At 60.9% G+C, this 23,468-nt stretch carries 21 protein-coding genes and 1 pseudogene; 18 read left to right on the top strand and 4 right to left on the bottom strand.

The annotated features are described in order from the left end of the window. Nucleotides 1-7: 7 nt before the first annotated feature. The 4 genes from AOT96_RS09350 to AOT96_RS09365 all read left to right on the top strand — a co-directional run bounded on the left by AOT96_RS09350 (nt 8) and on the right by AOT96_RS09365 (nt 4,310). Nucleotides 8-964: an ABC transporter substrate-binding protein gene (locus tag AOT96_RS09350; RefSeq protein ID WP_065351634.1), complete on the top strand. Its 957-nt coding sequence runs from the start codon at nt 8-10 to the stop codon at nt 962-964. A gap of 51 nt (nt 965-1,015) precedes the next feature. Continuing rightward, on the top strand, nt 1,016-2,113 hold the full coding sequence (locus tag AOT96_RS09355) for a hypothetical protein (protein WP_054188348.1): 1,098 nt from the start codon (nt 1,016-1,018) through the stop codon (nt 2,111-2,113). After that, nucleotides 2,110-3,246: a CaiB/BaiF CoA transferase family protein gene (locus AOT96_RS09360; protein ID WP_007735579.1), complete on the top strand. Its 1,137-nt coding sequence runs from the start codon at nt 2,110-2,112 to the stop codon at nt 3,244-3,246. The genes AOT96_RS09355 and AOT96_RS09360 overlap by 4 nt, the downstream gene beginning before the upstream one ends. An 80-nt stretch (nt 3,247-3,326) precedes the next feature. Continuing rightward, nucleotides 3,327-4,310 carry an NAD(P)H-dependent flavin oxidoreductase gene (locus tag AOT96_RS09365; protein ID WP_054188349.1) on the top strand — a complete coding sequence of 328 codons (984 nt, stop codon included), beginning with the start codon at nt 3,327-3,329 and terminating at the stop codon, nt 4,308-4,310. Here the strand turns inward: AOT96_RS09365 and AOT96_RS09370 are convergent, their stop codons facing one another. After that, a complete protein-coding gene (locus AOT96_RS09370; RefSeq protein WP_156778938.1) occupies nt 4,311-4,487 on the bottom strand; it encodes a hypothetical protein in 177 nt (58 codons plus the stop codon). A 419-nt stretch (nt 4,488-4,906) separates the two neighbouring features. Here AOT96_RS09370 and AOT96_RS09375 point away from each other — a divergent pair, with 419 nt between their 5' ends. Then, entirely contained in the window at nt 4,907-5,923 is a 1,017-nt protein-coding gene (locus tag AOT96_RS09375) for a hypothetical protein (RefSeq protein WP_065351636.1), read from the top strand. Nucleotides 5,924-6,920: 997 nt separating this feature from the next. After that, nucleotides 6,921-8,090, top strand: a complete 1,170-nt coding sequence (locus AOT96_RS09380; protein ID WP_065351637.1) for an iron-containing alcohol dehydrogenase — start codon at nt 6,921-6,923, stop codon at nt 8,088-8,090. Between the two features lie 79 nt (nt 8,091-8,169). On the opposite strand, the gene AOT96_RS09385 is transcribed toward AOT96_RS09380, so the two are convergent. Continuing rightward, on the bottom strand, nt 8,170-8,850 hold the full coding sequence (locus AOT96_RS09385) for a TetR/AcrR family transcriptional regulator (RefSeq protein WP_007735574.1): 681 nt from the start codon (nt 8,848-8,850) through the stop codon (nt 8,170-8,172). Continuing rightward, nucleotides 8,837-10,483 carry a class I adenylate-forming enzyme family protein gene (locus AOT96_RS09390; RefSeq protein ID WP_231917422.1) on the bottom strand — a complete coding sequence of 549 codons (1,647 nt, stop codon included), beginning with the start codon at nt 10,481-10,483 and terminating at the stop codon, nt 8,837-8,839. The genes AOT96_RS09385 and AOT96_RS09390 overlap by 14 nt, the downstream gene beginning before the upstream one ends. 153 nt (nt 10,484-10,636) lie before the next feature. Between AOT96_RS09390 and AOT96_RS09395 the strand changes: the two genes are divergently transcribed. The 9 genes from AOT96_RS09395 (at nt 10,637) to AOT96_RS09435 (ending at nt 18,306) form a co-directional block, all read left to right on the top strand. Next, nucleotides 10,637-12,586 carry a flavin-containing monooxygenase gene (locus AOT96_RS09395; protein ID WP_064113717.1) on the top strand — a complete coding sequence of 650 codons (1,950 nt, stop codon included), beginning with the start codon at nt 10,637-10,639 and terminating at the stop codon, nt 12,584-12,586. Nucleotides 12,587-12,588: 2 nt separating this feature from the next. Beyond that, on the top strand, nt 12,589-13,779 hold the full coding sequence (locus tag AOT96_RS09400) for a CaiB/BaiF CoA transferase family protein (RefSeq protein ID WP_064113716.1): 1,191 nt from the start codon (nt 12,589-12,591) through the stop codon (nt 13,777-13,779). Between the two features lie 40 nt (nt 13,780-13,819). Next, nucleotides 13,820-14,473 (top strand): TetR/AcrR family transcriptional regulator, encoded by a 654-nt coding sequence (locus AOT96_RS09405; protein WP_050654926.1) that lies wholly within the window; start codon nt 13,820-13,822, stop codon nt 14,471-14,473. Nucleotides 14,474-14,551: 78 nt separating this feature from the next. Further along, complete coding sequence (locus AOT96_RS09410; protein ID WP_064113715.1) at nt 14,552-15,457, top strand: metal-dependent hydrolase; 906 nt, start codon at nt 14,552-14,554, stop codon at nt 15,455-15,457. Then, nucleotides 15,454-16,590, top strand: a complete 1,137-nt coding sequence (locus AOT96_RS09415; RefSeq protein ID WP_064113714.1) for a PDR/VanB family oxidoreductase — start codon at nt 15,454-15,456, stop codon at nt 16,588-16,590. Before AOT96_RS09410 ends, AOT96_RS09415 begins: the two co-directional genes overlap by 4 nt. An 8-nt stretch (nt 16,591-16,598) precedes the next feature. Beyond that, nucleotides 16,599-17,027, top strand: coding sequence for a limonene-1,2-epoxide hydrolase family protein (locus AOT96_RS09420; RefSeq protein WP_030243698.1), 429 nt, complete (start codon nt 16,599-16,601; stop codon nt 17,025-17,027). A gap of 191 nt (nt 17,028-17,218) precedes the next feature. Then, nucleotides 17,219-17,413, top strand: a complete 195-nt coding sequence (locus tag AOT96_RS09425) for a hypothetical protein (RefSeq protein WP_065351638.1) — start codon at nt 17,219-17,221, stop codon at nt 17,411-17,413. 39 nt (nt 17,414-17,452) lie between these two features. Continuing rightward, nucleotides 17,453-17,740: a hypothetical protein gene (locus tag AOT96_RS09430; protein ID WP_125052414.1), complete on the top strand. Its 288-nt coding sequence runs from the start codon at nt 17,453-17,455 to the stop codon at nt 17,738-17,740. Nucleotides 17,741-17,778: 38 nt separating this feature from the next. Further along, nucleotides 17,779-18,306, top strand: a complete 528-nt coding sequence (locus tag AOT96_RS09435; protein ID WP_007735561.1) for an AAA family ATPase — start codon at nt 17,779-17,781, stop codon at nt 18,304-18,306. A gap of 1,935 nt (nt 18,307-20,241) precedes the next feature. Here AOT96_RS09435 and AOT96_RS09445 read toward each other — a convergent pair. After that, nucleotides 20,242-20,538 (bottom strand): putative quinol monooxygenase, encoded by a 297-nt coding sequence (locus AOT96_RS09445; RefSeq protein ID WP_020971354.1) that lies wholly within the window; start codon nt 20,536-20,538, stop codon nt 20,242-20,244. A gap of 350 nt (nt 20,539-20,888) precedes the next feature. On the opposite strand from AOT96_RS09445, the gene AOT96_RS09450 reads away from it, so the two are divergent. The 3 genes and pseudogenes from AOT96_RS09450 (at nt 20,889) to AOT96_RS09460 (ending at nt 22,655) form a co-directional block, all read left to right on the top strand. Continuing rightward, complete coding sequence (locus AOT96_RS09450) at nt 20,889-22,028, top strand: glutathione-independent formaldehyde dehydrogenase (protein WP_030537139.1); 1,140 nt, start codon at nt 20,889-20,891, stop codon at nt 22,026-22,028. Between the two features lie 85 nt (nt 22,029-22,113). Beyond that, nucleotides 22,114-22,245: pseudogene (locus AOT96_RS09455) on the top strand (DJ-1/PfpI family protein); the annotation flags it as partial. Then, the gene (locus tag AOT96_RS09460; protein WP_007735555.1) at nt 22,242-22,655 is read left to right on the top strand and encodes a GlcG/HbpS family heme-binding protein; all 414 of its coding nucleotides are present in this window, start codon (nt 22,242-22,244) and stop codon (nt 22,653-22,655) included. The pseudogene AOT96_RS09455 and the gene AOT96_RS09460, both read left to right, overlap by 4 nt. Nucleotides 22,656-23,468 lie beyond the last annotated feature (813 nt).

Genomic DNA, 23,468 nt, shown 5'->3' on the forward strand with positions numbered 1-23,468 from the left:
GAATCCCATGAAACTTCGACCTTTTGTCGGCACAGTCATTGCAGCGTCCCTACTGCTTTCCGCGTGTGGAGGGGGAGGGCGTCCGAACGACGGTAGCGTCGCCATCGGGGTCTACCCTGCGAGTGCTTTGTCCCTACCTGTCTACGTCGCCGTCCAACAAGGAATGTTCGACAAGGAAGGCCTCCACGTCGAGCTCATCGACGGAAAGAACGGGCCCGAACTCATCAGCGGTCTCATCGGCGGTACAACCGATCTCGCGGTCGGTGCACCCGGAACCGTCGTGCCGGCCATAGAGCAAGGGCAGAGTCTGCGGCCACTGTCCCCGTACGGGTCGATCGATCTTGCGATCGCCGTGACGAAAGACAGCGGCATCACCACCATCGAGGATTTGCCCGGCAAGCGGATCGCCATACCGTCACGTGGCGGCGCGGCCGAGCAATTCGTCAATCAGCTTCTCGCAGAACGACACATCGACGCCTCCACGGTGCAATTCATCGCAGCGGCACCTACCGCGAGTCAGATACCACTCGCACGAAAGGGCGACATAGATGCCGCCGTTCTCACCGCTGCCAGCCAGGCCGTATTCGACGCTCAAGGAATACCGATGACGGCGATTACAGAAGTAGACCCGGTGGGCTCTGACGGCGTGAGTTCATACGGCCTGGGCACTGTGCTTGTCACGACAGCCACATTCGCTGAATCCGATGCTGCCACCCCCGTGTGTGCGGCGCTCGAGGCCGCAGCAGGGTGGATAGCCGATCCTGCGAACGAGCAAGCAGGAGCTCAACTTCTCACCGAGCGAATGAATGTTCCTGCTGACAAAGCCAACCAGGTGTGGGCTTCGCAGAAGACCCTCTGGCCGGTCGAGATTTCAGCCGACCGATGGACCCAGAACGTCGCATGGGTGAACAACCAGACCTCGGGCAAGTCCGACGCAGACGTCCCCTTCGACCCCCTCTGCTGACCAACGCCCCCAAACACAATCCAGTTCGTCTACTACGAAAGAGAAGAAACGATGACACAACTCGCTGACCAGTCAACACAATCCGAGTCCCAGCACGATCGCCGGCAGCTCACCGAGGCTTGGTCTGCAGTCACCGACAGTCTTGCGACATTCGGTTCGACCGCTGCCGCTACCGGATCGCCGCTGGACAGCGCCGAAGGTGTACGGCACGCACTTCGTCTGTTCGGATATCTCGCCGAGATGAACATCGAGCGCCAAGACGTGCTCCGGCCTGAACTCTTCACCCTGATGTCACCGATGCGAAAGTTCTGGGGAGACGGCATCGACGTCGACTACTGGACTGCGATGATCGACCCCAACGAGACATATCGCATTCACGGTAACCGTGGCACAGTGCCCTACGTCGCCGTCCTCGCCAATCGTGTGGGCGCGTCTGGGACCGACAGGGTCGCCGACAACATCGTCATCGACGACAAGGTGTGTGACGCGGACGGCAACTTCGAGATCTTCGTCGCACAAGAGCTGGAGGGGCGCAGCGGCATTCGGCTGGATGAGCGCTGCTTCGACGTAGTAGTGCGTGTGTATCACAAGACGCGTAACGCGGAGATCGATCCTGTTCTCCACATCGAGCGCCTCGGTCCGCCGCCTGGTGCACGCCCCGATCTCGACACGGCGTGGCTGACCCAGCGCCTCACGAAACTTGCTCGTGGCATGGACGTGAGCCTTCGACGCAGTCTTCAGCTCATCGAAACACTCAGTCAGTCTCCCAACGAGATTCGCGTGACCTCGGAGCAGCGAGGGTGGGGAGACTTCTACGGCACCAGCTCCAACCAATACGTTGCCGGCTGGTGGTCACTGAAAGACGCTACTGCCGTCGACATTACGTTCACCATCCCCGACTGCACCTACTTCGGAGTGATGCTGTACAACCACTGGTTCGAGTCCTTCGAGTACCGCGACCACACCGTCAACCTCAACGACGCACACTTCGAGCGCAATGACGATGGAACCGTGACGATCCGAATCGGGGGAGTAGAAGGCGACAGAAACCGACTGAACCCCTGCAACCACACCGAAGGCATCTTGTTGGCGCGCTGCCTGGAGCCCGCTGAGGATGTCACTTCGCCTCATGTGGAGATCATTCGATGACCGACGAAGTAGACCTGCCGTTGGCAGGTGTCCGAGTAGTGGAGATCGGTCAACTGATCGCAATACCCAGCGCCGGGCAGCAGTTGTCCGATCTCGGCGCCGAGGTCATCAAGCTCGAGCCTCCAGGTGGTGAACCGGCCCGACAAATCGACGCCGACTACGCGCGCGGCATCTTCTACGGGTACAACCGTGGAAAGCGTTCAATCTGCCTCGACCTCAAAGACTCCGCCGATCTGCAGCGAGCTCGGGATCTGATCGCATCGAGTGACATCTTGCTGCACAATCTTCGCCCGGGAACCCTCGATCGATTGGGATTCTCCTCTACCGAACTCCAACGCCTGCGACCGGAAATCATCGCCGTCTCGGTGAGCGGGTACGGGGCGGAAGGCCCGTCCGCCACCCGCGCGGGGCTCGACATCGCTGCGCAAGCAGAGAGCGGACTGATGTCGGTGACGGGTGAGGCGGATAGCCCGCCACAACGTGTGGGCGCACCGGTCATAGACCATGCAACGAGCTATGTCGTCGCGCAGGCGGCACTGGCAGCGCTACTTCGACGTGAGCGCACCGGCAAAGGATCGTCCGTCCGAGTCTCCCTGCTGGACGTCGCAATCCACTTGCAGACCGCCAACTGGATCGAGTGGCAGGTATCCGGAAAGCCCATGAGTCGCAAAGGGAACGGACAACCAAGCGTCGCACCGGCGGCAGACGTCTTTCGCGCCGCCGACGGCGAGCTGGTGATCAGCGGATACCAACCGCGCGCATGGATCGAACTGTGCAAGGCGATCGACCTACCCGAGTTGGCCGACGACCCGAGGTTCACCACCAACGCGCTGCGCGTGGAAAACCGTGTTGACCTCGTCGCCACGATCGAGAAGCAGCTGTGCTACCGCAGCGCCGCTGAGGCAGTAGAGCATCTCACTGCGGCCGGAGTGGTTGCCGCAGTTGTGCGTGACTACGACCAGGTAATTTGCGCCGACGATGTGATTGCGAACCGTACCTTCATCCCCGGCACCAACGAACATGGCGAACAGTATTTGACGCCTGCCATGCCCTATCGCGCCGAACCTCCGATGGCACGAACTGAACTTTCACAGGTTCCGGCCTTGAACGAGTGGACAACATCGACGCGCTGAATGCGCCGTTCGGGTCGAAATTGACTTTGCACCAACGTAACTGACAAACAGATAGCCATGCACCATCGAGGAGATGTCCAGTGCTGACCACCGCATTTACCGAGACATTCGGAGTTCGCCACCCAATCGTGCAGGGCGGCATGCAATGGGTGGGGAGAGCAGAACTCGTAGCGGCAGTTGCAAACGCCGGCGCGCTCGGCATGCTCACTGCCCTGACACAGCCGACACCTGACGATCTTGCCCGAGAAATATCCCGAACGCGCGAGCTCACCGATCAACCTTTCGGGGTCAACCTCACAATCCTCCCGACGATCACACCTCCGCCGTACGATGAGTATCGCAACGTGATCATCGACTGCGGAGTGAAAGTCGTCGAGACAGCTGGATCGTCTCCCGCGCCCCATCTGCCGCACTTTCACGGCGCAGGCATCAAGGTTCTCCACAAGTGCACCAGCGTCCGCCACGCGGTCAAAGCCCAAGTCCTCGGCGTCGACGGCATCAGCATCGACGGGTTCGAATGTGCCGGGCATCCAGGGGAAGACGACGTACCGGGTCTCGTCCTCATCGCTGCAGCAGCAGAGCGGATCAGCATTCCCATGATCGCGTCCGGTGGATTTGCCGATGGGCGAGGATTAGTGGCGGCCCTCGCGCTCGGCGCCGACGGCATCAACATGGGTACCCGGTTCATGTGCACCGAGGAGTCTCCGATTCACCGCAACATCAAAGAGGCGATAGTCGCTGCCTCGGAGGTCGACACGGAACTGATTTTCAGGTCACTACGCAATACCGCACGGGTAGCACGCAACAGCATCAGCCAAGAAGTTGTCGAAATCCTCTCCAGTGGTGGCAAATTCGAAGACGTTCGACATCTTGTGGCCGGTGCGCGGGGCAGAGCGGTGTTCGACAGCGGCGACCAGGAGGCTGGCATCTGGACGGCTGGGACTGTGCAAGGATTGATTCGCGACGTCCCCACTGTGGGTGAATTGGTGGAACGTATTGTCGCAGAGTCCGAAGCACTGATTGCCGGACGGCTTACCGGCCTCCTGGACCCGGTCAGCGCCTGACTACGTCCGAACCCGCTGAGCGCTACAGTCGGCCAGTCCTTCGCGCATGACCCCTGCCGTTGCGCTCGTCGACCCGCATGCCGCCGATACCTCGTCCTCGATGCGTCGTGCGGTGACGGTGAGCTCTTCGCGATCGCCTCGCGGCTTGTCATCGCCGTTCGATCGTTTCGGGTTCATCCGGACGATCATTGACGTCAGGACGAGGAAAGGAGGTGTACTCCGAATTGTTTGCGGTCATCAGAGTGACAACCGCAAGGATTTCGATCGGCACCGAACACGATCTACTCGACGTTGTGGCCATGGGGCTACCAAAACATCACTGTCGGCCCGCAGCAGCTCCCCCATTACGTCCACCGACATTTCTTGGCTTCGACTGCATACAGCAAGGACGAGAGCCCGGCGCGCCCGTCCCGACTGTGCGATCGTCGAAGTCGTCTGACAACCCTTTCAAGGCACCTACTCCCTATGGCGCCCCGATCCCCGCAACAATCTTGCGCTTGACCGAACACTGAAGTCTCACGCGCCCGATAGCGTTCGCGATAGAATCCGATATTTCGCTCGCATCGTCCGGGGCACACCGAAGGGGAATCAAGAGCATGCATGCGGTACCGACCCGGAGGGCGAAATTCGTTGCAGCGGGATTGATCATCGCTCTGGCTACTGCTGGTGCTATCGGTGTATCGAAGATCTTCGCTGCACGCCCATCCTCTGCGAATATCGAAGAGACCATCACGAAAGCGGAACGTGGACGGCACAATCCAGCGTGTGAACCCATCCCGTCGAGGCCCGATGCAGCTACGTTGCGTCGCTCTTCTGACGCGTCGGTTCGTTTGACGAACGTGGTACAGACTGCTGCGCAGCTCTTGCGAGTCAACGGAGCGGCTTGGGGGCCCCAAGTCGCTGTCGGTACTGAGCTATCCATTGATGAAGCTTTCGAGAACGCCGGTTCGATTCCCGGAGATGCGATAGTCGCAGAAGCGGAGTGGCTTCGTCAGGCGCAACGAGATGGACTCTACGACGACGCAGATCGTTCGCTCGATTCGCTTGTCCGACACATCGAGTCGACAACCATCACGGACGTCGACCTCGGTAGCCATCTGGGGCCGAATTGGCCCGCAGTAATCGATGTCGTCGGGACTGTCGCCGCGATCGGGTTCGAGGAGTACGTGAGCAAGGTGCGCGCGTCACCCCCGATGAGAGCAGCTGACGCGCTCGACCTTCGATCCGCGTTGCGGGAGAACACGGTAGCCCTCGGCCTGGAGGCGGAATGGGACGGTGCTCAGGAGTTGGTCGCTCTCTACTTTCAAGGATGCACTTCGGCCGCGCTGAGCCGGCGAGAAGCGAACCTTTCGGTCGAGGATTACATCCATGATTGGGACCTGGCGGAGGCTCTGGCACGCGACGCCGTAGCTGCTGCTTTCGCAGCAGATCTCACGAGCAACGAGAACCGTGGACGAGTCGAGATCTTGGCACGAGGTCTTCAAATCATCCAGGCGCCAGACGAATTGGGTCCGAACGATCGGTTGACCCGGTCCGTGGATCCGAACGAAAACTTGCATCCGGACGAGGTCGCGCTTCTCGAACTGGAAGATCCATTGATCGAGGGCGAGTGACACGACCAGGGCCTCCGGCGAGGGTGGCGCGGCAAGCAGAAAAGGCGGTTGCCGATGTGACACCGCGCTCTTAGAACCGAAGTGACGCAACATCATCGTGATCTGCTCTTCGGTGGCCCCTTGCTCACGCAGATAACGCAGCACCTCCTTTCGATACGCAGGTAATCGAACCCCGAAATCATGTCCTCGAGCTGACGGTCCATCCAGTCGAAGAAACAGTTCGCGTCGTACGACAGCAGCGGATTTACCGTGGGTATGCCCAGTCTCGAAGCCCCAGCAGAAGCCGAGGGTCTCGACTAACTTTGCCGGACCGACTGCAATGGTCAGCTTCGGCGGAGTGAATCTCGGAAGAAGAACCTTCGTCCCCGATATGCAAAGTGTCTTTGCAGCGGGATCGGCCCGCGGCACGCCTCGCGATAATTGTTCACCTCAGTGCCGCTGTTCCGACCAAGGCGAGTTCGAGGCGTTTCTCCACGGCGAAGTCGATGCATGCCGCGCCGTCGACACCATGCACCTGAGTGTCGGGAAGGGTGCCGCACTGGATTCGGCGTCCGTCACCAGAGTGCCAGTGATGGCTACAGCCCCAGTACTCAACCCAGGCGTCATCACGCAGCTGTTCCCGAAATTAGGCAATCGGCGGTTAGGTAATTCGACCTTTTGGGGATCGAATCCACCGTAACCGATTCTCGCCCTCCACTGGAGATGCAACGGCGCGCCGCCGAGAGCCATGAAGATTTCTGAAAAACTGCAGATCAAGTCAGTATTGACGCCCACGGACTAACCTCGCCCTCTGGTTCCGCTGGCCAAAAGACAAACGATTGTGGCGTGCGCCACAAATCTCCTATAGGGTAACCACTGTTAGCCTGCGACGGGGTGCGAGACATTTCCCAGCGCCGGATCCACGCTCTATCCCACTCCTGAACAGACCGAGCGAGAGCTGAGCGCTCTTGACGACGTCGTGGTGGATTGAGGATCAAGAAAGAAAGATGGTATTGCCGTGCAGTCATCACTTGTCTCTCTGCCGTCCATGGAGAGAGTCCGCATTGGCGCTCCGGTCGCGGAGGCCGCGGCCCAGGAAGCAGAGTTGCTCGGGGCGAACCGAGTCTTCGTCGTATGTAGCGGGACGCTCAACTCGCAGACCGACGAGATCGCTCGGGTGATCGAGGCATTGGGTGATCGATTCGTGGGACTGTTCGATGCGGTTCGACCTCATGTACCGCGCGAAGACGTCATTGCTGCCACCCGAGTTGCTGCCGACGCCGATCCGGACATGCTGTTGTGCGTGGGCGGCGGATCGGCGACGGACCTGGCGAAGATCCTTGCAATCACTCTGGAGCACGGAGTTCGCGAGGCATCGCAAATGGACGCCTACCACCTGCAGGTCAATCCCGACACATCGGTGACCGCCCCCACCTTCTCCGCCCCGAAGATCCCGGTAGTGGTGGCGCCCACGACCCTGGCGGGAGGTGAGTTCAACGCGTTGGCCGGGTCGACGGATGAGAAGAGCAACGTCAAAGAGGGTTACTTGCATCCGGCAATGACCCCGAAGGCTGTCATCCTCGATCCTGCACTCACGCTGCACACTCCGGAGTGGCTGTGGCTGTCGACCGGGGTTCGCGCACTGGACCACGCCTTCGAGACCCTGGGCTCACTCGAATCGAACGGGTACTACGACGGGATGGCGATGAATGCCATACGACTGCTCTCCGAAGGACTCGTCCGAGTGAAGGAGAACACCGACGACGTGGATGCGCGGCTGATGTGCCAGGTCGGTGCGTGGTCGTCAATGGTCGCGATCGTCGCAGGCCTCGAAATGGGCGTCAGCCATGCCGTCGGGCATGCACTCGGCGGTTCGTTCAACGTCCCACACGGGTACACCTCCTGCGTCATGGCGCCCTTCGCGCTCGAGTACAACCGCGAAGTCAACGAGCATCGCCAGGCGCTGATCAGTGCGTCCTTGGGTGCGCCGCAAACGCCCGCACACGAGTTGGCGGACTCGCTCATCCGGCGGCTCGGCATGCCGAGATCGCTGGGAGAAGTCGGGCTGACCGAAAACGACCTCCCCAGTCTGGCTACGTACACGTTCAAGGACATCTGGTGCGGGACCAATCCGAACCCCATCGCGAATCCGGATGCTTTGGTTCCTTTGTTGCGGCGGGCACTCTGATCGAGCTCGAAAACAAGTGATCCCCCTCCACGTCGGGTGGAGGGGGATCACTTGTTTTCGGGCTGAACGGGCGTAACCGTCAGCTGGGCGTACCGCCGTTACCACTCTGCGTTCCGGGACGGTGACGGAGAATTCCGACGACGATGTAATCCACGTAGGTTGCCACCAGCGCCTCGATATCGTGGTCGTCTCGAAGCCACCAGCTCACGCCATTCATGAGGTCGAGCACCGCAACAGCCGCACGCTGTGGGTCGGCGATCTCGAACTCTCCGGCGCGGACCCCGGCAGCAATCACATCGCGCACACGCCTCTGGTAGTACTTGCGGTACTCGAGCACCCTCATACGGTGTTCGTCGGTAAGCGCCGAGATCTCTCGTAGGCTTACCAGATGCTCGACCCTGTTCATCGCCAAATACCGCAGATGAACATCGATCAGCGAGGTGAGTCGCTCGACCGGAGTTCCAGTCTCGTCGAGGACAAGTAGATGCTCCTCGACCGGGTCCCGGGTCATCTTGAGCGCGATCGCGTAGAGGATCTCCTCTTTCGAGGTGAAGTGGTTGTAGAGGCTCGCGCCCTTGATTCCCACCGAATCTGCGATGCCACGCATGCCTGCCGAGTGGTAGCCCTGATCAGCGAAGTATTCGGCCGCCGCGGCCAGTATGTCGTCACGTCTGCTTGGAAGCCCTTCAAGCCGTGGTCGACCGGATCCGGGTGTCGCGCTGCTGGCAGGATCGATGTTCAGCGTTTCAGTCCTTTGCATACAGGCGGCGTAGTTCTCTCTTGAGCAGCTTCCCCTGAGGGTCCGTGGGCAGCTCATCCACAATCTTGATCGCCTTTGGAACCTTATAGCCTGCGAGCACGGTCTTGCAGTGGTCTCGCAACTCCTGGCCGGTGAGGTCGCTGCCGTCTATGACAATGACGAAGCCTGTGACCGCCTCGGACCAGTATTCGTCCGGAAGTCCCACGACGGCGGCGCGCGACACCTCGGGGTGGGCTTGTAGTACGCGCTCGACCTCCTGCGAGGACACGTTGTAGCCGCCCGTCTTGATCATGTCCTTGCTGCGATCGAGGAAGAACATGTTGCCCTCCGAATCGCGACGTACGATGTCGCCGGTGTGGACCCAACCACCGTCGAGGACAGCGGCGGTCTTCTCGGGATCCTTGTAGTAACCCAGCATCACCGACGGCGTGCGACAGAGGAGTTCACCTCGCTCTGCTTCATTTCCGTCGGCATCGACCACCTTGACCTCGAGATGGCCTACAGGCTTGCCGATCCAGGTCGGATCCTGATCGGGAATGTCCTCGAGTCGCTTGAACCAGCCGACGGAGCCCAACTGCGTCAACTCGGACTGACCCCAGTAGGTGCCCCACACCGATGCGGGCGCCGCGTGGTGCCATGCGTCCACCGTTCGCGGCGAGACCTGACCTCCATAGGTCAGGCAGCGCTGGATGGTCCCGACAGTCTCAGGACCGAAGTCAGGATGATCTGCGAGCGAGATGAAGAACGTCGGGGTTTGAGCCAGGACGGTGATCTGCTCCGCTTTGATCATGTGCAAAGCGTCGGCAGGCGCGAGGCTGGCCGGGAGCACGAGCGTCGCTCCCAATAGCAGGAGCGAGGTCAGGGAGCCGATTCCGGCAATAGTGTGGAATGGCATGACGTAGAGCCAGACGTCATCGTCCAGGCATCGCAGTCCCCACGTGTACGCAGGTGCGGTGGAGACCAGGTAGTTGCGATGCGGCAGCATGACGCCCTTCGGAGCCGCCTCGGTTCCACTGGTGTACACGATCATTGCGAGATCGTGCTCGTCGACATCGCAATCCGGCTCTGTCGGCGACGAGGACTCGAGGAGTTGATCGAAGCAGTGACCGCCGAACTCGTCCGTGCTGTCGAGAACAATGATTTCGGGGCGGGTACCGAGTCCCGCCAGCGCTTCTTCCAGTACCGGCAGGAATTCCGCGGCCACGACCACAACCGCGGGCTCGAGGTGCCCGATCTGTTGAGCCACTTCGTTCGGTCCGAAAAGGACATTGATGCCGGAGTACACCGCCCCTATTTTGAGAGCACCGTAGTAGGCGACGATCGACTCCACGCGATTGCGGGCCATCACGGCGACCCGGTCACCGCGGGAAACACCGAGTCCGAGGAACATATGGGATGCCCGGTTGGCATCCTGATTGAGCGCACCGTAGGTGGTCACGGTGCGTCGACCACCTGGGGCATACGACACGATCGCCGGCTTCGAGTATCGACTCTGCGAGTGGCGGCGTAGCTGGTCGCCCAACGTCGCTCGCCCTAGCGGTGACGACTGGGTCGCTGTGAGGGATCGGACAAGCGGACCTGAACTCCGTCGCACATCAGTGGCATCCGATTCGACACTTGTCGACAGATCCATGGTTCCTCAACTTCCTGAATGCTTACCGCGGTTAGTATGATGTGGCTCATACTGTCATCGGCATCCACGCGGGTCAAGCAGAGTTTCCAAGCAACAATGGGAATATCGAAATCACACTTGGTTGTGTCGCTAACGGCTGTTAGCCTGCATGGCATGACTATCGTCACTGACCTGGACCGTGACCACCTGCGTTCGGCGGTGTTACGGGGCAACGTTCCGACCATGCTCGCCGTGTTGCTGGAGCTGACCGCCGATGAGCGGTGGGTGGCACCCCGCTATCAACCCACGCGCAGTCGGGGCATGGATGACAACTCCACGGGAGGACTTCCGGAGGAAGTTCAGTCCGAAATCCGGAGCGCGTTGATCGACGCAGTGGAACGCTGGTGGACGCTGGACGAGCCGTCCCGGCGGACGCTGGACAGCTCGGAAGTCGAGCGAATCCTCAACTTCACCTGCAGCGAGACCGTGCCGCCGGACTTCGCGCCGATGATGGCGGAGATAGTCAATGGTCCGCAGATCAAGCCTGCCACCGCCGAGTGCGACGAGCGACTCCACGCCATCGTGATCGGAGCCGGCATCGCGGGGATGCTGGCCTCCGTCGAGCTCACCCGCGCTGGAATCCCTCACGTGATCCTGGAGAAGAACGACGACGTCGGCGGATCATGGTGGGAGAACCGCTATCCGGGCGCCGGAGTTGATACACCGAGCCACCTTTACTCGATCTCGTCGTTCCCTCGTAACTGGTCGACCCACTTCGGCAAGCGCGACGAGGTTCAGGGATATCTCGAGGACTTTGCGGAGGCCAACGACATCCGGCGCAATGTCCGCTTCCGCCATGAGGTGACGCGCGCCGAGTTCGAGGAGTCGAAACAGAGTTGGCGTGTGTCCGTCCAGCGACCAGGTGAGGCGCCGGAGACCCTCGAGGCTCCCATCCTGATCAGCGCGGTCGGTCTGCTCAATCGTCCCAAGATCCCGCATCTACCGGGAATCGAGACCTTCCGTGGTCGCCTCTTCCACTCCGCCGAGTGGCCGAACGAGCTCGACGATCCCGAGTCGCTCCGCGGAAAGCGAGTGGGCATCGTCGGTACCGGAGCCAGTGCTATGCAGATCGGCCCGGCCATCGCGGATCGTGTCGGATCGCTGACGATCTTCCAGCGCTCACCACAGTGGATCGCACCGAACGACGACTACTTCACGACCATCGACGACGGCGTCCACTGGCTGATGGACAACATCCCCGGCTATCGCGAGTGGTACCGGGCGCGTCTGTCGTGGATCTTCAACGACAAGGTGTACTCGTCCCTCCAGGTCGACCCCGACTGGCCAGAGCCGAGGGCCTCGATCAATGCGACCAACCATGGTCATCGCAAGTTCTACGAACGCTATCTCCGCGATCAGCTGGGTGATCGAACAGATCTGATCGAGGCATCTCTTCCGGACTATCCGCCCTTTGGTAAGCGAATGCTGCTGGACAATGGCTGGTTCAAGATGCTTCGTAAGCCCGACGTCACACTGGTGCCCCACGGAGTCGACGCCCTGACACCTTCTGGACTCGTCGACATGAACGGCGTCGAGCACCAGCTGGACGTCATTGTCATGGCGACGGGTTTCCACAGTGTGCGCGTTCTTTACCCGATGGACATCGTCGGTCGATCCGGCCGGTCCACCGGAGAAATCTGGGGCGAGCACGACGCGCGCGCCTACCTGGGAATCACAGTTCCTGACTTCCCCAATTTCTTCGTCATGACCGGACCGAACACCGGCCTGGGACATGGGGGGAGCTTCATCACGATCCTGGAATGTCAGGTCCGCTACATCATGGATGCCTTGAAGTTGATGCAATCGGAAAACCTCGGCGCGATGGAGTGCCGGGCCGAGGTCAACGATCGATACAACGAGGCCGTCGACCGACAGCACGCACAGATGGTCTGGACCCATCCGGCAATGGAGAACTGGTACCGAAACCCGGACGGTCGCGTCGTGTCGGTCCTTCCATGGCGGATCAACGACTACTGGGCCATGACCTACCGAGTCGACCCGGCAGATTTTCGTACCGAGCCGGCACGCTCCGAGTCGGTCCCGACTCCGACCGCGCGAGGGTGATCATGCAGGACGAAGCCACCGGCGGAGTGCACGGCGGGCCGCTGTCGGGTATCCGGGTCATTGAAATGGAGGCCATAGGGCCGCTGCTGCACGCCGGTCTGATGTTGGCAGATCTTGGCGCCGATGTCGTGCGCATCGTGCGCCCCATCTCGATGGGAGCAGATGACGGCATCGACGATGCGAATGCGGGGATGCTCCGAGGGCGGACCGAACTCACTGCAGATCTGACCAAGACCGAAGATCTCGCCAAGGTGCGCAGGCTGATCGGCCGAGCGGACGTCCTGATGGAGGGCTCTCGGCCCGGCACGATGGAGAAGCTCGGCCTGGGCTCCGAGATCTGCCTGCAGGACAATCCGGGGCTGATCTACGGCCGAATGAGTGGCTGGGGCCAGAAGGGACCGATGGCCCGAGAAGCCGGGCACGACCTGAACTACCTTGCGCTTTCGGGCGCGCTCGAACAGCTCGGACCGGCTTCCGGGCCGCCGTCACCGCCGCTGAACTACGTCGGGAACTTCGGCGGCGGATCGATGTTCCTGCTCGTAGGAGTACTTGCCGCGCTGCACGAAAGAGAACGCACTGGCCGAGGCCAGGTGGTGGATACAGCGATGGTCGACGGCGCCAGTTCGTTGACTGCGCTCGTCCGATCGTGGCAGCATGCCGGCCGCTGGTCAGCCCGTCGTGGAACCAACCTCCTCGACGGATCTGCCCCGTTCTACCGCGCGTACGAGTGCGCAGACCACAGGTACATGGCGGTAGGGGCCCTCGAAGACGTGTACTACGACCGCTTCGTGTTCGGACTCGGATTGGATCCCGCCTCGTTGCCGAATCGCTGGGACCAATCGAACTGGGACGACTTGTCCGAACGCTTCGGCAGAACCTTCGCCACACACGATCGCGACGCCTGGGTCGACGTCTTCGACGGCCTGAACGCTTGTGTCACACCCGTGCTCACACTCCACGAGGCAACACTCCACGACCATGCAATACAGCGAACGGCCTTCGTCGATGCAGGAGGCTTTTCGATGCCCTCCGCCGCACCACGGCTGGACTCGTCACAGGGAGCAGCCCCACCACGGAGAAACGACGAACTGGACGCAACCGTGTCGCGATGGGAGATTGCCTCAGAGCACCTCGGGGGCAATTCCACTCGACATCGGTCCACTCGCATGGCGGTTGGTCCACAGACGTGGTGAGCGAGAGAACCGATGGCGCCAGGCGGGCTACGATTTCGGTATGCGCAGGCTGGCTGGATCGTTCGATCGTGACCTCCCCGGGTTGCCGCGTGGCCGCGGCCGACTGGCTGTGGACGAGGTTCAAGACGCGCAACGCGATCGCATTCTGCGTGCGGTGATCTCGTCGACGGCGGAGAAGGGGATCGCCTCGACCACGATCGCCGATGTCGTCGGGCGTGCCAGGGTGTCTCGTCAAGCTTTCTACAAGCAGTTCGAGAGCAAAGAAGCGTGCTTGATCGCGGCGATCGACGCCGGCATCGAGGTGATCGTCTCCAACATCACCTCGACACAAAGCTCGACCGCCAATTTATCTCTACACGAACAGCTTTCGGCTGTCATCGAGAAGTATCTCGAGACGTGTTCGTCCGAACCGGAGTTCGTGCGAGCCTGGGTGGTGGACCTACCTGTGGCCGGCCCGGCCGGGGTGGCGAAGCGCAACGAGTACGTGGAACTGCTCGCCGATGCATTGCTCGTCGGCTACTCGTCCAAGTCTTCAGAAGCCCCGGGGCGTGAAGTGTTTCTCGCGGCGATCGGCGGTTGCAACGAGTTGTTCTACCGCCAGGTGGTTGACGGGTCGAATTCGTACATGAATCTTCATGCGCCGATCATGTCCTTCCTTGAACGGGTACTGGATCTCTCGTCCGACCCTTCGTAGTCCGGTGTTGACAAGCCAAGGGTAGATCGCCATGCTCATTCATAAGTACTGCTGCGTACTTATGAATGAGGAGTGGTCATGCGAATTACGAGTGGACTGACACAGAGTCCGATCGCACCGCCCGGCCGGGTAGCGATCCGTCCGCGGCGAGTCGATTTCGACTGGGAGAAAGCGCCTTTGGTGTGGTTGCCGAACGAGCCGATCGCCTCATACCTCCTCAGCTCGATGAACCTCGTCATCCCGGAGGGCGAACGGATGATGATCCAGGCCTTCGAGCAGGCCCTCCCGGACGTGCACGACGAGAAGCTTCGCGAGGACATGCTCGGTTTCATGGGTCAAGAACTGCTGCACGCAGAGGCGCATGACGAGGTCATGAATCAGGTGTTCACACGGCACGGGATCGACCCGGCCCCGTTCAACCGCCAGATGCAGTATTTCTTCCGTAGAACTTTGGGCGTCGGTGACGACCCCGATCCGCGGGCCGTCCGGCAGCGTCTGATCGAGCGTCTCGGGATTTGCGCGTCTTCGGAGCATATGTTCGCGTTCGTGGGCGACTGGGCGTTGAACGCGGACTTGGAGAAATTCGGCGCGGATCCGCAGATGCTTGACCTCTATCGGTGGCATGGGGCCGAAGAGGTCGAGCATCGTGCCGTGGCACACGAGGTCGCCACGTACTTCGGAGTCGGCTACTTTCGCCGCTGTATCTCCATGATCATCACGTGGCCAATCTTTTTGGGGTGGTTGCTCCGTGCTGCGATGTATCTGAGTCGCAACGACCCCAACACGCCGAACATCGGTTATCCACGATTGCTACTGGAATTCGTCCGCGCCGGACGCCGCGGACTGGTGCCTGGTGTATCGAAATGGTTCTGGAGCGGTGTGTCGACGTTCGTGCCGGGATTTCACCCCGACAGTGTGGGGTCCACCGCCCAGGCCCTCGCCTACGTCGCGCAATCGCCAGCGGCCAAGCGGGTCAACACATGACACCCAACGCGCCCGAACTCACACAGCGGTGGCCGGCCCCCCGCGAGATCCCGGTCGACCTACGTCGCGGCAAGCGCCGCGACTCGATTCTGCGCATTCTGGATGTCCTGGTCTCCACGCAGGTCAAGTTGGCGGTCTTGATTCATCGCGACGAGCCACCGGAAAACCGGATCGACAAGTACAAGACAACGCTCACGGTGTCGGAGCGCACGACGGTGGCCACCGACAACGACGTGGTCAGTCTCGAACTGCGAGCACCTGACGGCAGCGACCTCGAACGGTGGTATCCCGGGGCACACCTCGACCTGTACCTGCCCTCGGGACGGATACGTCAGTACTCGCTGTGCGGCGATCCCGCCGATCGACGCTGCTACCGGATCGCGGTACGCCGGATTCCTGATGGTGGCGGCGGATCGAACGAGGTGCACGACGAGTTGCCAGTCGGTACCGTCGTCGGCGTTCGCGGTCCACGCAACGCATTCGGGTTCGTCGAACCCGGGCGAATCGAGCGCGCGAAGCGCGTTCACTTCGTGGCGGGTGGCATCGGCATCACACCGATACTGCCGATGGTCCGCGAGGCGGAGCGCATGGGCCTGGATTGGTCGCTGATGTACGTCGGTCGCGAGCGCCGCACACTACCGTTCCTCGAGGAATTGTCGCCGTTTGGTGATCGGGTCACCATCCGCACCGACGACGAATACGGCCTACCCGCAGCGAATGATCTTCTCCCGCCGAATGTCCGCAGCGGCGACGCGATCTACTGTTGCGGTCCGGTCCCGATGCTGGACCTGATCACAGCTAGTGTGCGCAACGAGCCCGGTGTGGAAGTGCACGCCGAACGCTTCTCCGCCGCACCGGTCGTCGATGGACGACCCTTCCGCATCCAACTGGCTCGCACCGGTCAGGTCATCGATGTCGCCGCCGACCAGACCGCACTGGACGCGGTGCTGCGTGTGAACCCGAAAGCCCCCTATTCATGTCGTCAGGGCTTCTGCGGCACCTGCATGGTCCGCGTCAGCGACGGCGACGTCGATCATCGTGACAATTCGTTGAGCCCAGCCGAGCGCGCCGCCGGCAAGATGCTCCTGTGCGTTTCGCGGAGCAACAGTCCCTGCCTGACGGTCACCACATGAATCCACCGATGAGAAAACACAATTCCCGACGACCGGAGTACCTGTTGAACGACGATCAACTGACATCGCGGGTGGTGGACCTGCTGATCGCACTGGAAGAAATGGACGCCGATGCCGTGCGCGCACTCGTCGATCCCGACATCGAATGGCGCAATACCGGCCTGCCCAGCGTGCGTGGAAGCAAACGCGTCGAACTGGCGCTCACGATCGTCTCTCGCCTGATCACCAGGTACGAGGTCGTGGAAGTGCTCACGATGACCACCGACCACAACACCGTGTCCTCCCGGCGACGAGAGATCATCCGCATCGGATGGTTTGCCATGCACCTCGACGTAGACGGCCACTACACATTCGCAAACGGCCTGCTTCGCATTTGGGACGACCGCTTCTCCTACCGCCGACTGCTCCGCGGATTGCGATTCGGCCCAACCACCTGAAGTAGCGACGTTTTGTGTCGCATTTTGCCGGGGAGTCCTCACCAGATGCTGAAATCTCCCCCTGCAGCTTCTCGACTGCATCCTCGGTTCAGGAGTTCGGCCGCTGGTGCGGAGAACTCTCGCCGAGTCTACGTTCGCGCATGTGACCAGCTCGTTGTTCCTTTGGACTGCAACGGGATTGGATACCGCTGATGGATGCTCGACAATTGTTCGCTCTCGGTGCACACGACACCGGGATGTTGTCGCTGGCCTTGCAGCTGACCCCGCTGTGTCTCGGCGCAGAGGATGCGGAGCAGTACGTCTTTGTTCGCACCGCCAATGCCACCGCGGTCCTCAGCCTTGCTCTGCTGTCCGCCGCGTTTGTCTTCTGGCCGCCGGCTGGATGACTTTCCGGGCGCAACATGTTCACGAATAAAGGAGTTTCGGTGAATCCACCCATAAACCACTACCGCCGGCGATCGGTGGAATCGATCCTCCTCGGCGGAGCCCTTGCAGCACTGCTGCTCTCGGGATGCACGATCAGTTCAGCAGATCCCACTACCGAGGGCAGGCAGTCGTCGAAGATGCCCACCGACTCCGAGCAGATCACCACGGTGATCCGATCTCACCTCGATACCCTCAGTACGACTCGACCGAGGTGCAACGAGAATTGTCGACGGGTCGGGGCATCCAGGGGTCGGTATCGAGCCGACGGTCGACGGGTGCTCAACTGACGGGTAGTTCCGTAACTTTCTTCGAGAGGGTCCCACTAATGCGTATTGGAGTATCCGGCCCGCACGGGACCGGCAAGAGCACGCTGGTCGACGAGTTGTGTGGCCGCCTCGCGGGGCACATTCGGGTCGATGAACCGTATTTCGTGCTCGAAGAGGAGGGGCGCGAGTTCGAGTTTCCACCCTCGGCTGATGATTACCGTGCGCAGCTTCGTCGTTCACTGCGCTTGCTGACTACACCTTCTTCTGGTGTTGTATTCGATCGCACTCCGCTCGACTTCCTGGCGTACTTGTCGGCGTGTGGTGTCGATCCGGAGGCAGAAGTCGAGGCGGCGATTGTGAGGTCCGCGCTGTGTACTCTCGACGTGCTGGTTGTGGTGCCGATTACCGTCGAAACAGTGCAGAAGTTGCCTGCGGTGGGGATGCCGGAGCTGCAGCGCGCGGTGAACGACGCGTTGCTGGATTTGGTGTACGCCGATCCGATGCAGGTGTGTGACTCCCTGGTAGTTGTCGAGCTTGACGGCCCACTCCGTGGGCGGGTCGACACGGTTCTCTCGGCTTTGCAGTGACACCGGAATCGTCGAGCTGGGTGCGTTCGAAAGATGCTGGCACTGAGTGTTACTCGTGATGATCGACCTGATGAAACTTCGGTTTATGGCTGGCCGGTCTCTAAAATCGCAAGGGATGTACGTCTTCTCGGGTGAGCTGGTGCTGCCGCCCCTTCAGTTTGCCGCCCCGCAGAGCGCTGCTCACCAACGCGCGTTCCCGGGCTCACTCTCTGGCGGAGGGTATCGAAAACAGGTATCTCGTGGCTCAGAGTGAATTCTGAGAGCCGGTTGTCCTGGCAATTTTCGCGAAACCGAGGAAACGGAGTCCAGCGTGACAGTCGCCGCGTACCCATCCTTTCTGTTGCGATTCTCGCTACGGTCGCACTTTTCGTGGCCGGATGATCGTCGGGCTCCGAGACTGATTCGACAAACACCGTAACCGCTCGGCAGCCGCCCAACATCGACGTAATCGCTGGTGCTCGCCCCGAATCCCACCATGACCGATTCTTGTCCCACCTTCAGGCGATGGCGGCTGTAGATTCCGATCTATTTGTCAGATCAACCTGCGACTTTCGAAAAACTACGCGACAGTTTGCGCTGAAATTCCGGGCAAAGATGGCCTTTTCGACAGCTGAGAACAATCCACCAGCAGTCGGTCAACACTGCCCCTCTCCCTGGACTCGACGGGATGAAACCGTTAGCAACGGAGCTACGAACGAGGCACGGGGCGTCAGGATTCACCAGTGTGTCGACGACCGGGAGTGACTGCCGACGGAAACTGTTGACTAGGTTCGAACCTTTCCAGCACCAGGCCCCGACCCGACAGGTGACCTATCGCCATGGTTCTGTGGCAACAGGTGTGGCCGCGACTTCCCACGAGCATTCCGAGCGCTCCAAGGGGCACCCACCACCCCTTACATAATTTGCCAGCGGAGATCGTCCATGTCGTTTCCAACCTCAGCCGTCGTTGATGCCAACAAACACCTACTGGCGCTTTGCAACAACGGCAACATGATATGGTCGGCAACCAACAAAACCGCACACAACGAGATCGCATCAAACGGCGAACAGCTAACGACTGCAACAATATTCAGTCCAGGGCAATCCGGGCTCACACCGCTCCGACGCCAACCACACGGGGACGCGGCATCACCGCTTTTCAATCCTGAAACAGCCACCCGAAAACCACCCCCTCACTTAGGGTGTCGGTTTGTCCAACAAGAACACGGACAAACCGCGGCAGGTCGAACTCATCGGTTTCGCCGCCGGGATGATGACGTACTCGATCGACCGGCCGTGTAGTGGGGAGTCTTTACCTTCCCGATCGGAATCGGGCTTGCAGTCAGTACCTATGGATGGCTCTGGGAGGAAAGCGATTCCGGGCCGTCGGTATTGCAGCGACTGCAGAAATTTTCGCCGTCAACCGCATCCGGGACCTCAACGAGGGCCAAGACACCGCCGAACTGACCGTCCGTATCAGCGGCCCGGGTTTGGACACGTTCGACGCTGACTGCGAGGCACCCAAAGGTAACGTGCTACCCCAGGTCGGTGACCGGCGCACGGTGATGGTGAATCCATCCGACCTCACCTTTGCCATCGTCTATGACCATCTTTCCAACAGGACTAGCACCAATCGTCCTTGCTCGATGATCCGTGGTGCTCCACTAAGCCCTCCTCCAAGAACAAGGAGTCCTACTTCACTCCAGGCAGGTCACCTCAAACTCGAAACACTTTGCAATGAAACGAGTTTGAAATGCTCTTCCTACACGGGTAGCGAGTTGGCTCGACTGAGTGCCCTGCTCGTGATCTACCGATACCTGGGCGGAAGCGAGCGACGGACAGTACGCCACAGCCGCGCACGCCGGCAAAGCTACCGTGATTCGGGTATGGCTGTGGCACAACTGTATTCACAACCGAATGTGACCGCCATCGACAAGACATTTTCCAGTCGGTTGTTCAGACTTTTTCAGCGAGAACGTCGAGGTAGCTGATTTCGGGCGGCGCAGCGAAGAGTTCGTCGGCGCGTTCGCCGAGGGCCTTGCCGACCGGACCATTGAGATGTGTCTCGCGGGCAGCTTGGTCCGGGAATGCGTCGATGATGCCGAACGACGAGGGCCCGAACCGCACCGCGAACCAGGGTTTCGTGCCGGGCTCCTGCTCGACGAGCGGCAGTGCCGATCGGAGGAATTCCTCGACCGCTTCTTCCTTGCCGGGCTTCGCTTCAAGTCGGACCAGCAGCGCCTTGGTGGCCATATCGGATCTCCTCTTCGAGGTGGTGAACACTGTCAAGCATCACACCATCCATCGGTTAATGGAAGGTACCCAAACCCACCGTTCGAGGAAACCGATCCCAACCCCCTAGCGATCGTAGAGCCGAAGGAGGAGACTCCATGGTGAGGGAATGCGATGCCTGGATGCAGCCGCAGTTGCGTCGATGGCAGGAAAAATGTTGGTGCGCCGACATTTTGGTGCGGTCTTCACTTCCGCGCGCCGTGGACCTTCCCCGAACAGCACGATTCATTCGGTCGGTCGCTCACGCGTGGACGCCTGCGGCCGACGAGATCAACCGGAAAGCCGCAGCTACAAGACAAGGGAGTGCCGCGATGAAAGCGCTTGTATACGACGGGCCTCGAGAGGTCCACGTCAAGGACGTGCCCGATGCGCGGATCGAGAATCCGACAGATGTGCTGGTGAAGATCACGAGCACCAACATCTGCGGGTCGGATCTACACATGTACGAAGGCCGCACCGATCTGGAGCCCGGAATGGTCCTCGGTCACGAAAACTTGGGCATCGTCGCCGAAGTCGGCAATGCAGTGGTCAAAGTATCGCCAGGGGATCGAGTGTGCTTGCCGTTCAACATCGGCTGCGGCTTCTGCCGAAACTGCGAGGAAGGGTTGACTGCATTCTGCCTGACGGTGCACCCCGATCCGACGATGGCCGGCGCTGCATTCGGTTTCGCGGGGATGGGCCCGTTCTGGGGCGGACAGGCGGAATATCTGCGAGTGCCGTTCGGCGACTTCAACTGTCTGCGACTGCCCGAGGATGCCCAGGACAAGGAAACCGACTACGTGATGCTGTCGGACATCTTTCCCACCGGATGGCATTGCACCCGCCTGGCCGACATGCAACCCGGCGATTCGATGGTGGTCTACGGCGCTGGCCCAGTCGGTTTGATGGCCGCGTATTCGGCGATGATCCAGGGAGCGAGCAAGGTGATGATCGTCGACCGCCACCCCGACCGGCTACGCCTGGCCGAAGAGATCGGCGTCGTCCCCATCGACGACTCGAAGGGCGACCCCGTCGAGCAGGTCCTCGAGCAAACCAACGGGAAAGGCGCAGACAAGGGGTGCGAGTGCGTCGGCTATCAGGCACACGACCCGCAAGGCCACGAGGACGCCGCCATGACGATGAACCGGCTCGTGGATTCGGTGCGCTTCACCGGCCACATCGGGGTGGTCGGCATCTTCCTTCCCCAGGACCAGAACGGCCCCGACGAACTCGAGCGCAACGGCAAGATCGCCTTCGACATGGGCAAATTCTGGTTCAAGGGCCAGAAGATCGGCACCGGACAAGCGAACGTCAAACACTACAACCGGCAACTGCGCGACCTCATCCACGAAGACCGGGCAAAGCCCTCCTGGATCATCTCCCACGAACTCCCGCTCGCCGAAGCCGAATCCGGCTACCAGCACTTCGACGCTCGCGACGACGGCTGGACCAAAGTCGTCCTGCATCCCTGACACGGCCCGAACCGAGAGGAGCACAACGATGCCAATGCCACTGCAGGGCAAGAAGATAGCGATATCGACTGCCGACGGGGCCGGAGGAGTAGAAGTCGTAGACGAACAGGTCGCGATCGACGGGAACCTGATCTCGAGCCGCTCGCCCGACGACCTTCCTGCGTTCCGTCAGGCCATCGTCGAGCAGTTCGCGAAGCTCGGGGCAGGTGCGTCATGACCGTGAACCAGACCTCGGTGTCCCTCGACGATGCGCAGCGGGTCATCGCCGCAGGACAGGCCAAAGCCACCGAGATCGAGTCGCCGTCGAACATTGCGGTGGTCGATGCCGGCGGCAACCTCGTGGCTCACGTGCGAATGGACGGTGCCTGGATCGCCAGCATCGACATCTCGATCAACAAGGCGTTCACCGCGCGGGCATTAGACGTCTCGACCGAGGACCTCGCGGCCAACGCGGGCCCGGGCGAGCAGTTCTACGGGATACACGCCTCCAACGGCGGACACATCATGATCTTCACAGGCGGTGTGCCTCTGCGGCACAACGGCCAGGTCGTGGGCGCTGTCGGCGTCAGCGGCGGCACCGGGGAGCAGGACAAGACCGTCGCCGAGGCGGCCGTGGCGGCGCTGTGAGCTCTGTTTCATCCGCGCGTCAGGTGAATTGACGCCGGCCAAGCCCGCTCGGCGAAACCGAATCCGGCTACCAGCATTTCGACGCTCACGACGACGGTTGGACCAAAGTCGTACTGCATCCCTGAGGCGGCTCCGAGCCGAGACGAACACAACCACGGCCAGACCTGGCACACCTGCGCCACCACGGGGGCGAGAGCAAACCGACCCCTCGATCGAAATCCTGCCAAAGGATGTAGCACAGGAATAGACGAGAACCACGTAGGTCCCGTAGTGACGGTGGCCGAAACATGTTGAATTGCAATAGCTCCCGCCTGAGCGGTCTGTTGACCAGCCACAGAACGGGACGTTGAACCGTGCAGCACGCGGGTGTTCGCCACCTATTCGCAACCAATTGGAACCGGCCAGTAGTGGCTCATTACCTTTCTGTCACAAGGCGATTCGATAGAACTACAATGAATCTCGTCCGGGTTCAACGGAGCTGCTGTTCACTGACTGTGACGATCTTTCGCAAAGGGAGTTCTCCTTTTGCATGCGCCGCGGTAGTGTGGACGTACCGCAGTAGCGGCCGACACTCGAGTTTTCGTGTCGAAGCCGATACTCGGAGTTTCATGCGATGGCCGCTTCGATCGGGTTCCGGCGGGCATCTTCGATCAAGGGCAGGTGTGGTCGCCACTGCCCCGTTGCGCCCCGCCCATCAGGCGAATGTTGTTGACGCCCTTTAGGCGGACGAAAAGACTCATCATGGCTGGGTGGTTCGTGAGCTCAACCGGTTGACCGGCGGTCGGGCCCTGTCAGTACACACAGGCCCGGCGA

It is taken from the genome of Rhodococcus sp. 008 (assembly GCF_001682295.1).
Lineage (GTDB): Bacteria > Actinomycetota > Actinomycetes > Mycobacteriales > Mycobacteriaceae > Rhodococcus_F > Rhodococcus_F qingshengii.